Source organism: Salmonella sp. A29-2 (assembly GCF_020150755.1).
GTDB lineage: Bacteria > Pseudomonadota > Gammaproteobacteria > Enterobacterales > Enterobacteriaceae > Salmonella > Salmonella enterica.
Genome location: NZ_CP083731.1, coordinates 3,674,736 through 3,688,358 on the forward strand (window position 1 = coordinate 3,674,736; position 13,623 = coordinate 3,688,358).

Below are 13,623 nucleotides of genomic sequence, written 5' to 3' on the forward strand. Positions count from 1 at the left end.
AAGCATAGTAACAATCCTGCCGATGCAAAGCACCGACAGGATTTATCTTATTACAATGCGTTCCATGCATCGGCCCAGGCAATCCCTACGCCGGGCTCATAGTAGGCAGGCGCAACATTACACCATGAGCCTTCCGGGAACGGTTTGCACTGGTACAATGCGCCATTACTGTTAACGATGTCGCCCGGATTCCATTTCTGGCTGCTGCTCCAGGCAGGGTAGCTGGTGGTCTTATCTTCGTCATCCGCAGCGGCGGCCTTCGCTTTCACATTCAGCGTATAAACCGCTGTACTGGAGAGCGTACCGTCGCTAACGGTCAGATTCACCACATACTGGGTGTTCTGAGTGACATCCGGCGCGTTGAAAATCACAACGGCTTTATCCTGGCCGCTCAGCGTTTTGCCATCCTGCGACATCCAGGTATAGGTGAGCTTGTCGCCATTCGCGTCGGTCGATCCTTCCGCGCTGAGTGAAACCGGGCTACCAGCTTCCACCGCCCCGACCGGCCCGGCAATGCGCGCGACTGGCGCCACGTTTTCATCCGTCACTGGCGCCGGAGTTGGCGTGACATCCGGTTCAGTGGTTCCGTTATCATCGACGACATTAACGTTGAAATAATGCTGTACACATTTCGTGTAGTCACCCTCTTTAAAGGCGGTATACGGCGTCTGATATCCCACTAACTGGCAGGAATAGGTTTTACCGTCCGCAGTATCGGCGCTCCAGCCCCAGTCTTGTTCCCAATAGATCGGTAACGCGCCAGCGCCGCCTTCATCGAACTGCTTCATCTTTTTACAGCCCAACACTTCGTCCGCCGGCACCGGCACTTTCAGGTAGTTGGCAAACTCTTTGTAGTAGGCGATACGGTTAAGCGACTGCGCATTCTCATCTGCGCCGCCGCACTCCACGCCGCCATTGATGATTTGAATGGTGACGCCGAAACCTGATACCAGGCCGTTTGCTTTATCGCGATCGTTTGGCTGCCAGGTACCGTCAATCACATGTAGCATAGACGGCTTCGGCGGCTGCGGATACACAAAGAAGAAGACGGCGCTCGCCAGGTTCATCCAGGTATCCGCCACCAGCTCGGGTTTATCCAGCAGAGGGCGAACGTCGCCATACATCGCGTCAGAGAAAGGCCCATAGTTGTAGTTATAAGAAAGCTGTTTTGCCCCGCGACCAAAATAGCTGAGGAAATCGCCGTCCTTATCTTTACCGCACGGCCAGGTCTGGCCCTGCCATACATCCGGGTTACATTCGCCGTTGTAGCCGCCTTTCTGCCCTTCTGTCCAGCCGACTTCGCGCAGATAGACCAGCGCCTGACGCCATTCCGGAATGTCACGCCAGCTTTCGTGACCGCCCGTCTCCTGGGCAAAATGCGCAAACATAGTAGCCAGGGTTTTACGGCAGATAGCGTCGCTATCGCGTCCATCGGTGTAGGTACCACAAACCGCCGGGAATTTACCTATCGCTTTCAGGAAGTTAGAGTAAGTATATTCCGGCGCGCGCATCGGGAACAGATAATCCCAGTCGGCCTCTTTCAGAATACTTTCAACGCGTCTTACGTTTGCCGGGTTAGCGGCGCGCCCCGGTTCGATTTGTTCGACCGCGCTGTTATCCAACGTCTGGATAGAGGATTTCACGGCCTCCATTAACGGAAAATCCGTCAGCGCTTTCTCTTTCGCCGCCAGATCGCTGGCGTTGATGGTCATTGGCTCACTACTGCTAAGCAGCGGTGCGGCCTGCGCACCGGATAAGCTCAACATGATTCCTGCCGCCACGGCGCTGAGCGCCAGTGTTTTTTGCAATCCCATAATTTTCTCCTTGAAGGGTAGTTCACTGCCTGCCCTGGCCACACGCCTGGCAGTTGCTACAGTGTCAGGGAGAACATGCCGTTGCGTTTAATCACATCAGCTCATCGGCGTCTCATTTTTCCTCGTCCAAAAAAAAGAGGCCGGATTATCCGGCCTCCTGGGAGAAATGAGGTAAATGATTAGGCGTAACCGTAGCTCATCAAACGCTGGTAACGACGGTTTTTTAAATCATCGGTGCTTAACACATCGAGATCGGCTAAATCTTCCAGCAGCTGCGCTTTTAGCGACGCCGCCATCGCTTCCGGATTACGGTGCGCGCCGCCCAGCGGCTCCGGAATGATGGAATCGATTAGCTTCAGCTCTTTCAGACGCGGCGCGATGATGCCCATTGCTTCAGCAGCCAATGGCGCTTTGTCGGCGCTCTTCCACAAAATAGAGGCGCAACCTTCCGGGGAGATAACGGAATAGGTGCTGTATTGCAGCATATTCACTTTATCACCCACGCCAATCGCCAATGCGCCGCCGGAGCCGCCTTCGCCAATCACGGTGCAGATGACCGGTACGTTCAGACGAGACATCTCACGCAGGTTGCGGGCGATGGCTTCAGACTGACCACGCTCTTCCGCGCCCACGCCAGGGTAAGCGCCCGGGGTGTCGATGAAGGTGATAATCGGCATGTTGAAGCGTTCAGCCATTTCCATCAGGCGCAGCGCTTTGCGGTAGCCTTCCGGCGCTGGCATGCCAAAGTTACGACGAATTTTTTCTTTGGTTTCACGACCTTTCTGATGACCAATGATCATCACCGGCCGCCCTTCCAGACGCGCGATACCGCCGACGATGGCTTTGTCATCAGCATAGGCGCGATCGCCCGCCAGCTCATCAAACTCATCAAACGCCAGACGGACATAATCCAGGGTGTACGGACGCTGCGGATGGCGCGCCAGTTGGGCTACCTGCCATGCGCCGAGATCGGCGAAGATTTTGCGCGTCAGTTCTACGCTTTTTTCGCGCAGGCGATGGACTTCTTCATCGATATTAATATCCAGTTTCTCATCCTGGCGGCTTACCGCAGTCAGAGAATCGATTTTCGCTTCCAGCTCTGCTATCGGCTGTTCAAAATCAAGGAAATTCAGACTCATAGTATTCCTGTATTAGTCAAACTCCAGTTCCACCTGCTCCGAACCAATGAGGCCACGCAGATCGTTAAGTAAACGATCGCTCGGAGAGACACGCCACGTTGCGCCAAAACGCAGCCGCGCACGCGCATCCGCCCTCTGATAGTAGAGATGTACTGGAATGGTCCCCGAGCGGTGGGGTTCCAGAGACTGACGGAGTCGGTTTAAAAGCTGGTCATCAATTTGCCTGTCCGTCAGCGAGATAGCAAGCCCGCGAGCGTATTTTTCGCGAGCTTCGTCAATATCCATCACTTCGCGGGCGGTCATTTTAAGCCCCCCGCTGAAGTCATCAAAGCTGACCTGTCCGCTGACGATAAGTATGCGGTCTTTTTCCAGCAACTGCTGGTATTTATCCAGCGCGTCGGTAAATAACATCACTTCCAGACGCCCGGAACGGTCATCCAGCGTACAGATGCCGATACGATTGCCGCGCTTGGTGACCATAACCCTTGCGGCAATCACGAGCCCCGCAGCCGTGGTGACTTTACCACGTTCTGTCGGATGCATGTCTTTGAGCCTTACCCCGCCGACATAGCGCTCAATTTCTTTTAAATACTGATTGATGGGGTGGCCCGTCAGGTACAGCCCCAACGTTTCACGTTCCCCATCTAACACCACCTGCTCCGGCCACGGCTGGCAGCTGGCATAGGATTGCTCGATTTGCTCCGGCTCTTCCGCCAGCACGCCGAACATATCCGCCTGACCGATAGCTTCCGCTTTGGCGTGCTGGTCGGCGGCTTTCAGCGCATCGCCCAATGAGTTCATCAGCGCGGCGCGGTGCGGCCCCAGGCGGTCGAACGCCCCGGACATGATCAGCTTTTCCAGCACCCGGCGGTTGAGCTTTTTGGTGTCGGTCCGCGCGCACAGATCAAACAGCTCGCGGAAATAGCCGCCCTGATTACGCGCGTCGATGATCGCTTCGATCGGCCCTTCGCCGACGCCTTTGATCGCGCCGATGCCGTAGACGATCTCGCCCTCATCGTTAACGTGGAAATGGTACAATCCGGAGTTAATATCCGGCGGCAGAATTTTCAGTCCCATCCGCCAGCACTCGTCCACCAGGCCGACGACCTTCTCGGTGTTGTCCATATCGGCAGTCATCACCGCCGCCATAAATTCAGCCGGATAGTGCGCCTTTAGCCATAGCGTCTGGTAAGAAACCAGCGCATAAGCGGCGGAGTGCGATTTGTTAAACCCGTAACCGGCGAATTTCTCCACCAGGTCAAAGATTTTCATCGCCAGTTCGCCGTCGATACCGTTCTTTTTCGCGCCCTCTTCAAAAACGGAACGCTGTTTGGCCATCTCCTCCGGCTTTTTCTTACCCATCGCACGACGCAGCATATCCGCGCCGCCGAGAGTATACCCGGAAAGTACCTGGGCAATCTGCATCACCTGTTCCTGATACAGAATGATGCCGTAGGTCGGCTCCAGTACCGGCTTCAGGCTTTCATGCTGCCACTGAACGTCCGGGTAAGAGAGTTCTTCACGACCGTGCTTACGGTCGATAAAGTTATCTACCATCCCTGACTGCAACGGGCCGGGACGGAACAGGGCCACCAGTGCGATCATATCTTCAAAGCAGTCCGGCTGCAGACGTTTGATCAGATCTTTCATGCCGCGCGATTCAAGCTGGAAGACCGCCGTGGTTTCCGAGCGCTGCAGCATGTCGAAGCTTTTTTTATCGTCCAGCGGAATGGCGGCGATATCCAGCGGTGGCTCGCCATTCTTCGCCCGCCGCTTGTTGATCATCTCCAGCGCCCAGTTGATGATAGTCAGCGTACGCAAACCGAGGAAGTCGAACTTCACCAGCCCGGCATATTCCACGTCGCTTTTATCAAACTGGGTAACCGGATGCTTGCCCTCTTCATCGCAGTACAGCGGCGCAAAGTCGGTAATTTTGGTCGGCGCGATGACCACGCCGCCAGCGTGCTTACCAGCGTTACGCGTGACGCCTTCGAGCTTACGCGCCATATCGATCAGCGCTCTGACCTCTTCGTCCGCCTCGTAAATTTCCGGCAGTTGCGGTTCCGCTTCAAAGGCTTTTGCCAGCGTCATGCCCGGATCGGGCGGCACCAGCTTCGAGATACGATCGACAAAACCGTACGGATGCCCCAGCACGCGGCCCACATCGCGGATAACGGCTTTCGCCGCCATCGTACCGAAGGTGATAATTTGCGATACCGCATCACGCCCGTACATGTCTGCGACGTGCTCAATCACCTGGTCGCGTTTCTCCATACAGAAGTCGACGTCGAAGTCAGGCATCGAGACACGTTCCGGGTTCAGGAAACGTTCGAACAGCAGGTCAAATTCCAGCGGATCAAGGTCGGTAATTTTCAGCGCGTAGGCCACCAGCGAACCAGCCCCGGAACCACGTCCCGGCCCTACCGGCACGCCGTTATCTTTTGACCACTGGATAAACTCCATCACGATGAGGAAGTAGCCAGGGAACCCCATCTGGTTGATAACCTGTAGTTCAATATCCAGACGCTCGTCATATTCCGGGCGACGCTTTTTGCGCTCTTCTTCGTCCGGAAACAGGAAAGCCAGACGCTCTTCCAGCCCCTCTTTCGCTTTTTTGACCAGATAATCTTCGGTGGTCATATCGCCGGTCGGGAACTGCGGCAGGAAATATTCACCCAGACGCACCGTTACGTTGCAGCGTTTGGCAATCTCCACCGTATTTTCCAGCGCCTCCGGAATATCGGAGAACAGCTCGCACATTTCTTCTTCACTGCGCATATACTGCTGCGGTGAATAATTGCGTGGACGTTTAGGATCGTCGAGGGTGAAACCGTCGTGGATCGCGACACGAATCTCATGGGCGTCAAAATCATCGCTTTCAAGGAAACGGACATCGTTTGTCGCAACAACCGGCAAACCACGTGCCTCAGCCAGTTCAACCGCAGCATGGAGATAGGTCTCTTCATCCTGTCTGCCGGTGCGGATCAGTTCCAGAAAGTAGCGATCGGGAAAATGCGTTTCATAGAAAGCAACGCACTCCTCCACCAGCGCCTGGTTGCCGCGTAGCAGACAGCGGCCTACGTCGCCCATGCGTCCGCCGGAAATCAGGATCAAACCTTCTTTAAGCTCTACCAGCCAGTCGCGCTCGATAATCGGGCCTGCCGCGCCGTAGCCGCGCTGATACGCTTTCGAGATCAGCAACGTCAGGTTCTGGTATCCCGTATTATTCGCCGCCAGTACCGTCAGATGAGTCAGCTCATCTCCCAGCAGTTCGTTGTGAACATTAAAGTCCGCCCCGACGATGGGTTTAATGCCCGCGCCATGACCCGCTCCGTAGAACTTCACCAGACCGCAGAGGTTGGTAAAATCGGTGATCGCCAGCGCAGGCATACCTAATGAGGCCGCCTTTTTCACCAGCGGCCCGGTCTTCGCCAGCCCATCGATCATAGAGTAGTCGCTGTGCACCCGCAGGTGAACGAAACGTGGTTCAGACATCTTCAGATTTCTCGATACAAGAATCAGGACACAAGTCCCAGAGCGCGTTTAACAGGCGCAAAACTGCGTCGGTGGTGCGCCGTCGCGCCATACTGTGCCAACTTTTCCAGATGAAAAGCGGTTGGATAGCCTTTGTGCTGCGCAAAGCCATACTGAGGAAAAACGATATCCAGCGCCGCCATTTCTGCATCGCGGGTGACTTTCGCCAGAATAGACGCCGCGCTAATCTCCGCCACGCGGCTGTCGCCTTTCACCACGGCCATTGACGGCACAGGCAGTTCCGGACAGCGATTGCCGTCGATCAGCACATATTCTGGCGCAATATGCAGACCAGCGACAGCGCGCTGCATGGCGAGCATTGTGGCGTGCAAAATATTCAGCTCATCAATTTCATGCGCTTCTGCGCGTCCCAGACTCCAGCTTAACGCCTTTTCTTTAATCTCGTCATACAATGACAGACGACGCTTTTCAGACAATTTTTTGGAATCATTCAGACCGACGATCGGACGAGCCGGATCGAGGATCACGGCGGCGGTCACTACGGCGCCCACCAGCGGGCCACGGCCCACTTCATCCACACCCGCCACTAAATGGGTGTGTGGATAAACAAATTCGATCATTGCGCTAACTCCAGGACGGCATCTGCCGCCTGCTCATCGGCATTACAGCGGATCTGCTGATGCAGTTCACGGAAGGTGTCGTGCATCGCATGGCTGGTTTTACCGTTCGCCAGTAGCGGCAACAGCGCTTCGGCGAGTTTTTGCGGTTCGCACTCTTCCTGCAACAGCTCTTTGACTAATTCCCTTCCCGCCAGCAGGTTAGGCAAAGACACATACTCCGTTTTCACCAGACGTTTCGCCAGCCAGAAAGTGAAGGGCTTCATACGATATCCCACGACCATCGGGCATTTTGCCAGCATACACTCCAGCGCCGCCGTACCCGAGGCCAGCAGAGCCGCGTCGCTGGCGATCATCGCCTCGCGCGCCATGCCGTCCAGCAAATGAACGGCGAGATCCGGCGCAACCTCCGCTTTAATTTTTTCAAACTGCTCGCGGCGTTTCGCGTTTACCAGCGGCACGACCACTTCCAGATCGGGATAGCGCTGTCGCAGCAATTGTGCGGTTTTCAGGAAGTCGGCGCTGAGCATTTCCACTTCCGCGCCACGGCTGCCTGGCAGTAGCGCCAGACAATGGGCGTCATGCGGGATACCCAGCACGTCGCGCGCCGCATTTTTATCCGGGTCCAGCGGCATGGCATCCGCCATGGTGTGACCGATAAAGCGGCACGGGACGTTAAATTTATCGTAAAACGCTTTTTCGAAAGGCAGAAAAGCCAGCACCATATGGGTGGATCTGCCTATTTTGAAAACGCGTTTCTGTCGCCAGGCCCAAACGGACGGGCTGACATAATGAATGGTCTTAATCCCTTGTTTTTTCAGATTACCTTCGAGGGTAATATTGAAATCAGGGGCGTCAATCCCGACAAAGACATCGGGCTTGAGTTCGGTAAAACGGCGGGTCAGATCGGCGCGGATATGCAACAAACGGCGTAAACGTCCGAGCACTTCAACAATGCCCATGACCGCCAGCTCTTCCATTTCGTACCAGGCTTCACACCCTTCGGCCTGCATACGCGGCCCCGCAACGCCCACAAAGCGGGCGTTGGGTACGCGCGCTTTCAGCGCACGAATTAAGCCTGCGCCAAGAATATCGCCGGACGTTTCACCGGCGACCAGGGCAATCGTTAAAGGACGCTGTGCCGCCATTAACGAATCGGACCGCGCGTTGAACGCTCAAAAAACTCGGTAAACGCCTTCACTTCCGGATGCTTTTCAGCAAGTTCAGCGATTTCCAGCTTCGCTTCGTCGAGCGTTTTACCACTGCGGTACAACAGTTTGTAGGCATTACGAATCGCCACCAGCCCTTCACGGCTAAAGCCGCGACGCTTCAGCCCTTCGATATTTACCCCGAACGGCGTCGCATGGTTACCCTGCGCAATCACATACGGAGGGACATCCTGCGCCACGCCGGAGCAGCCACCGACCATCACATGCGCACCGATAATGCAGAATTGATGAACTGCCGTCATACCGCCGATGATCGCAAAATCATCGACTGATACGTGCCCCGCCAGCGTGGCGTTGTTGGCGAGGATACAGCGATTACCTACCGTACAATCATGTGCGACATGCGCATTGATCATCAGCAGGTTATCGCTACCCACCTTCGTCAACCCACCGCCCTGCACTGTACCACGATGAATGGTGACGCTTTCGCGGATGCGGTTACGATCGCCAATTTCCACACGGGTCGGCTCACCCGCATATTTTAGATCCTGGTTCACTTCACCGATGGAGGCAAACTGATAAATCTCGTTGTCGCGGCCGATTTTGGTTTGACCATTCACGACCACATGAGACTTCAGTACGGTTCCCTCACCAATTTCGACCTGCGGCCCAACAATACAAAAGGGACCAATGTGGGCATTAGCGCCAATTACAGCGCCGTCTTCCACAATGGCGGTAGGATGAATAAAGGCGGATTTATCAATCACGAATCAGGCCTCCCGGCTACGAGCACACATCATGGTTGCTTCGCACACAACTTTACCGTCGACCAGCGCAACCCCTTTAAAGCGGGTCAGGCCACGGCGCGTTTTCTCGAAAGTGACTTCCATGATCATCTGATCGCCTGGCACCACCGGACGCTTAAAGCGCGCTTCATCAATACCCGCGAAATAATACAGTTCGCCAGGTTCCAGTTTCCCAACGCTTTTAAACGCCAGAATACCGGTTGCCTGCGCCATCGCTTCCAGAATCAGCACGCCTGGCAAAATCGGTTTGCCCGGGAAGTGTCCCTGGAAAAACGGCTCGTTGACGGAGACATTTTTCACCGCACGCAGAAAACGACCTTCTTCAAAGTCCAGCACGCGATCGACCAGTAAAAACGGAAAACGGTGCGGCAGAAGCTCTAAAATCTCTTCAATCTGCAGAGTATGAGTGTTAGTAGTCAAAATACTCTTCCTGTCCAAATATACAAAAAGGCAATAATAACACGGCCTGCCGCAATCGTATGAATGTGACAGGCCGGAAAAGAATGGCAACTACAAGGCGGAACGTTAGTCTTGTTGATTAACCTTGCGCTCAATCGCTTTGAGACGCTTGCTCATATCATCAATGTTCATCACCAGTGCAGCAGTTTTACGCCATACTTTGTTGGGTTGCAGCGGAATGCCTGAGGAGTAGACGCCCGGTTCCGTGATGGGACGCATCACCATACCCATGCCAGTTACCGTGACTTTGTCGCATATTTCCATATGCCCATTGATCACGCTGGCGCCGCCAATCATGCAGTAACGGCCAATCTTCAGGCTACCCGCCATAATGACGCCACCGGCAACTGCCGTATTGTCGCCAATCACGACGTTATGTGCAATCTGGCACTGATTATCAATAATCACGCCATTGCCAATAACAGTATCATCCAACGCGCCACGGTCAATGGTGGTACAAGCGCCGATCTCGACACGATCGCCAATAATGACCCGGCCCAGTTGTGGGATCTTCACCCAGTTGCCACGATCGTTAGCGTAGCCAAAACCGTCCGCGCCGATCACCGTACTGGACTGGATCAGGCAATTCTCACCGATCTGAATGTCGTGGTAAATCGTTACGTTCGCCCACAAGCGTGAACCCGCCCCGATTTTGCTATTTTTTCCGACGAAACAGCCTGCGCCGATAACCACGTTATCGCCCAGTTGTACGCCAGATTCAATCACCGCATTCGCGCCGACTGAAACATTGCTACCCAGCGTTGCCGTCGCATCAATCACGGCACTTGGCGCGATATTCTGCGCGGGCTGCGGCGTAGTATCTAAAATTTGCGCCATGCGCGCGTAGGTCAGGTAGGGATTTTTAACTACCAGCGCCGCGCTCTTGGCAAAAGGAAGATCGTCCTGCGTCATGACAACCGCAGAAGCCTGGCATAAACCTAAGTGTTCACGGTACTTAGGATTTACCATAAACGTAATGTGGCCTGTTGTTGCAGATTGCATGGACGCAACGCCGGTGATGACGATATCGCCATCACCGTGTAATTCTGCATCCAACTGTTCTGCTAAGTCAGCCAGTCGAATTGAAGGCATTACTTATTTAACCTGTTTCAGTACGTCAGCGGTGATGTCTTTCACATCGCTGCTGTTGTAAGCAACGGTGTTTGCGTCTACCACCAGATCGATACTCTGGTCGTTAGCCACTTTTTTCACCGCAGTCTGGATACGAGTCACCAGTTTGTTGCGTTCTTCGTTGGAACGACGAGCGCGATCTTTCTCAAAAGCCTGCGCTTTTTGTGCGAAAGTCTGGCGCTGAGACATCACGTCTTTTTCCAGCTTAGTACGATCGCTACCTGCTTTCATGGATTGCAGACGCTGCATTTTAGATTGCAGATCGGTTTCCATTTTTTGCAGTTCAGCCGCACGGCCTTTAAATTCGTTTTCCAGTGTATTGGATACACCCGTCTTCTGCGCAACCTGTTGGAACAGATTACCCATGTTGACGATTGCAATTTTGTCAGCAGCCTGTGCGGACGTTACCATCGCCAAACCAAGACCTGCAGCTAATAACCACTTTTTCACAATAAACTCCTTACCATCCCATTTGCACCCGAAGGTACAGCTCTTTGCGTGGCCTGGCGATCCCTGGGGGCATCGCCAAAAGTCATCGCTACACTACCAATGCATTCCTTTGCAGTGAACAATTACCAGGTTTTACCAATGTTAAACTGGAACTGCTCGGCTTTGTCTCCATCGTACTTTTTAAACGGCTGGGCGTAGGAGAAGACCAACGGCCCCAATGGGGACATCCATTGTAATGCGATACCCGCGGACATACGGATGTTGCCTGGATCGCTGTAATCCGGTACATCTGACGGCGCAGATGACGGATCCCAGTTCGTATCCCAAACGGTACCCATATCCCAGAAGAAGGAGGTACGAACCGAGTTGGCATACTTTTCGCTGATGAACGGCGTCGGGGTAATAAATTCCAGGCTGGCGACAGCCATGGCATTACCACCTACCGCATCATCTGATTTACAGCCTGATTCCTGAGTACAGTCTTCGTATTCATCATTATCGCCCCCACTAGTGCGGGCGCCGTTTTTATAGACCGCTTTCGGGCCGATAGTATTCGACTGGAAACCACGCACGGTACTGGAACCACCGGCATAGAAGTTCTCATAGAACGGCATTTCCTTACCGCCTAAACCATCGCCATAACCCCAACGAGTACGCCCCAGAACCACCCACTTGTGATCGTTATCGATAGGCACATAGGTCGCGGTATCCAGCGACACTTTGTAGTATTCGTTGTCGGAACCTGGGATCGTCACCTTACCCGTCAGGTTGACTCGCGAGCCGTCCGTCGGGAAATACCCACGGTCAAGCTTGTTATAGGTCCAGCCGTAGTTAAAGGTGAAGTCGTCGGCAGCAAAATCGCTGGCATCAGGGTCGCCCATCGATTCAAGATAACGATCCATCGCAATCTGCGGCTGCATATTGGACAGTTTGTTATGGACATAACCCAGACCAGCACGCAACGTGTTGTACTCGTTGATGGGGAAGCCAAGCGTCACGTCCGTACCGTAACTCTTGTTGGTATAGTCGGACAGGTCGGCATCATCCGCTTCAAAGTCGTTATAGAAGATACGACCACCGAGGCTCACGCCGTCAACGGTAAAGTATGGGTTAGTAACGGACAGTTCGCTGTAGGTCTGGTAGTCGTTTTTGGTACCGTTAATCCCCACGGAATAACCGGTACCTAACCAGTTGTCCTGCTGAACGCCGGCCTGGAAGCTAACGCCGCTTTCTGTACCGTAACCGATACCGAAGTTAAAGCTACCGGTGTTGCGCTCTTTCACCTTGTACACCACATCAACCTGATCCGGGCTACCCGGAACGCGCTGCGTGTCGGTGTCGACGGTTTCAAAGAAGCCGAGACGGTTCAGACGCTCTTTCCCCTGGTCAACCAGGTCGCTGCCCAGCCACGCCCCTTCCATCTGGCGCATTTCACGGCGCAGAACGGAATCTTTTGAGGTGTCGTTGCCTTCAAAGCGGATCTTACGCACGTAGAAACGGTTGCCCGCATCGACGTTTACGCGCAGTTTTACGGTTTTGTCAGCATCGTTAATTTCAGGCTGTGACTGCACGCGCGGATAGGCGTAACCATAGCGACCCAGAAGCTTTTTGATGTCATCTTCCATTTTGGTCACTTTGGTGCCGTTATAGAGCTCGCCCGGTTCAATTTTCGTCAGTTTCTCAATTTCAGCGGAATGTCCGGCCAGGTTACCGCTCACCTGAACCCCGGAAAGCTTGTACTGATCGCCTTCGGTGATATTGACGGTGATGTAGATCCCTTTCTTATCCGGCGTCAGACTCACTTGCGTGGAGTCAATATTGAAACGCGCGTAGCCGCGATCCAGATAGTAGCTGCGCAAGGTTTCAAGGTCGCCCGCCAGCTTCTGTTTCTGGTATTTACGATCGCCGACGACGTTCCACCACGGCACTTCGTCACGCAACTGGAAATGGGAAATGAGTTCTTCGGTGCTAAAGGCATGGTTACCGACGATGTTGATCTGTTGGATCTTCGCCGATACGCCCTCCTGGAACACCAGTTTAAGATCAACACGGTTGCGCGGCAGCGGCGTGACGACCGCCTTAACGCTGGCGCTGTATTTACCTACGCTATAGTAAAAGTCTTCCAGACCTTTTTCGATATCAGACAACGTGGTGCGATCCAGAGACTCGCCAACACGTACGCCAGACGCTTCGAGGTTTTGCTTGAGCATGTCATCTTTCACCGACTTGTTCCCGGAGAAAGTGATGCTGGCAATGGTCGGACGTTCTTTTACCTGAACCAGAAGGGTATTACCATCGCGCAGGACGCGGACGTCCTCAAAGTTGCCGGTGGCGAACAGAGCGCGAATGGTGTTACTGATATCTTCATCATTAACCGTGTCGCCTGTGCGCACCGGCATACTGAGGAGAGCCGCACCAACGGCGACTCGCTGCAGGCCTTCGAAATGAATGTCCTTCACTACGAACCCTTCAGCACCGTATACGGTGGCGCTGCTGAACAGCAGCGACGCTATGAGCAACTTTTTCATCGCCATCGTTATTAT

Annotated in this window: 10 protein-coding genes; all 10 read right to left on the reverse strand. The window is 54.1% G+C overall.

Features of this window, described 5'->3' with window-relative positions:
• Positions 1-50 precede the first annotated feature (50 nt).
• The 10 genes from K8W53_RS17960 to bamA all read right to left on the reverse strand — a co-directional run bounded on the left by K8W53_RS17960 (position 51) and on the right by bamA (position 13,614).
• Positions 51-1,814 carry a chitinase gene (locus K8W53_RS17960; protein WP_042947538.1) on the reverse strand — a complete coding sequence of 588 codons (1,764 nt, stop codon included), beginning with the start codon at positions 1,812-1,814 and terminating at the stop codon, positions 51-53.
• Between the two features lie 179 nt (positions 1,815-1,993).
• Positions 1,994-2,953, reverse strand: coding sequence for an acetyl-CoA carboxylase carboxyl transferase subunit alpha (accA, locus tag K8W53_RS17965; RefSeq protein WP_000055753.1), 960 nt, complete (start codon positions 2,951-2,953; stop codon positions 1,994-1,996).
• Positions 2,954-2,965: 12 nt separating this feature from the next.
• Positions 2,966-6,448 (reverse strand): DNA polymerase III subunit alpha, encoded by a 3,483-nt coding sequence (gene dnaE, locus K8W53_RS17970; RefSeq protein WP_023224203.1) that lies wholly within the window; start codon positions 6,446-6,448, stop codon positions 2,966-2,968.
• Positions 6,449-6,471: 23 nt separating this feature from the next.
• The gene (gene rnhB / locus K8W53_RS17975) at positions 6,472-7,068 is read right to left on the reverse strand and encodes a ribonuclease HII (RefSeq protein WP_000569412.1); all 597 of its coding nucleotides are present in this window, start codon (positions 7,066-7,068) and stop codon (positions 6,472-6,474) included.
• Positions 7,065-8,213, reverse strand: coding sequence for a lipid-A-disaccharide synthase (gene lpxB, locus K8W53_RS17980; RefSeq protein WP_000741216.1), 1,149 nt, complete (start codon positions 8,211-8,213; stop codon positions 7,065-7,067). The genes rnhB and lpxB overlap by 4 nt, the downstream gene beginning before the upstream one ends.
• On the reverse strand, positions 8,213-9,001 hold the full coding sequence (gene lpxA / locus K8W53_RS17985) for an acyl-ACP--UDP-N-acetylglucosamine O-acyltransferase (protein ID WP_000565950.1): 789 nt from the start codon (positions 8,999-9,001) through the stop codon (positions 8,213-8,215). Before lpxA ends, lpxB begins: the two co-directional genes overlap by 1 nt.
• A gap of 3 nt (positions 9,002-9,004) precedes the next feature.
• On the reverse strand, positions 9,005-9,460 hold the full coding sequence (gene fabZ / locus K8W53_RS17990; RefSeq protein WP_000210741.1) for a 3-hydroxyacyl-ACP dehydratase FabZ: 456 nt from the start codon (positions 9,458-9,460) through the stop codon (positions 9,005-9,007).
• 105 nt (positions 9,461-9,565) lie between these two features.
• A complete protein-coding gene (gene lpxD / locus K8W53_RS17995) occupies positions 9,566-10,591 on the reverse strand; it encodes a UDP-3-O-(3-hydroxymyristoyl)glucosamine N-acyltransferase (RefSeq protein ID WP_001139265.1) in 1,026 nt (341 codons plus the stop codon).
• A 3-nt stretch (positions 10,592-10,594) separates the two neighbouring features.
• Positions 10,595-11,080, reverse strand: coding sequence for a molecular chaperone Skp (gene skp / locus K8W53_RS18000; RefSeq protein WP_000758966.1), 486 nt, complete (start codon positions 11,078-11,080; stop codon positions 10,595-10,597).
• Positions 11,081-11,202: 122 nt separating this feature from the next.
• Complete coding sequence (gene bamA, locus K8W53_RS18005) at positions 11,203-13,614, reverse strand: outer membrane protein assembly factor BamA (RefSeq protein ID WP_001240924.1); 2,412 nt, start codon at positions 13,612-13,614, stop codon at positions 11,203-11,205.
• Between the last annotated feature and the right edge of the window lie 9 nt (positions 13,615-13,623).

Coding starts and splice junctions, on each gene's coding strand:
- K8W53_RS17960 (WP_042947538.1), bottom strand. CDS start 1,814: ATGGGATTGCAAAAAACACTGGCGCTCAGCGCCGTGGCGGCAGGAATC.
- accA (WP_000055753.1), bottom strand. CDS start 2,953: ATGAGTCTGAATTTCCTTGATTTTGAACAGCCGATAGCAGAGCTGGAA.
- dnaE (WP_023224203.1), bottom strand. CDS start 6,448: ATGTCTGAACCACGTTTCGTTCACCTGCGGGTGCACAGCGACTACTCT.
- rnhB (WP_000569412.1), bottom strand. CDS start 7,068: ATGATCGAATTTGTTTATCCACACACCCATTTAGTGGCGGGTGTGGAT.
- lpxB (WP_000741216.1), bottom strand. CDS start 8,213: ATGGCGGCACAGCGTCCTTTAACGATTGCCCTGGTCGCCGGTGAAACG.
- lpxD (WP_001139265.1), bottom strand. CDS start 10,591: ATGCCTTCAATTCGACTGGCTGACTTAGCAGAACAGTTGGATGCAGAA.
- bamA (WP_001240924.1), bottom strand. CDS start 13,614: ATGGCGATGAAAAAGTTGCTCATAGCGTCGCTGCTGTTCAGCAGCGCC.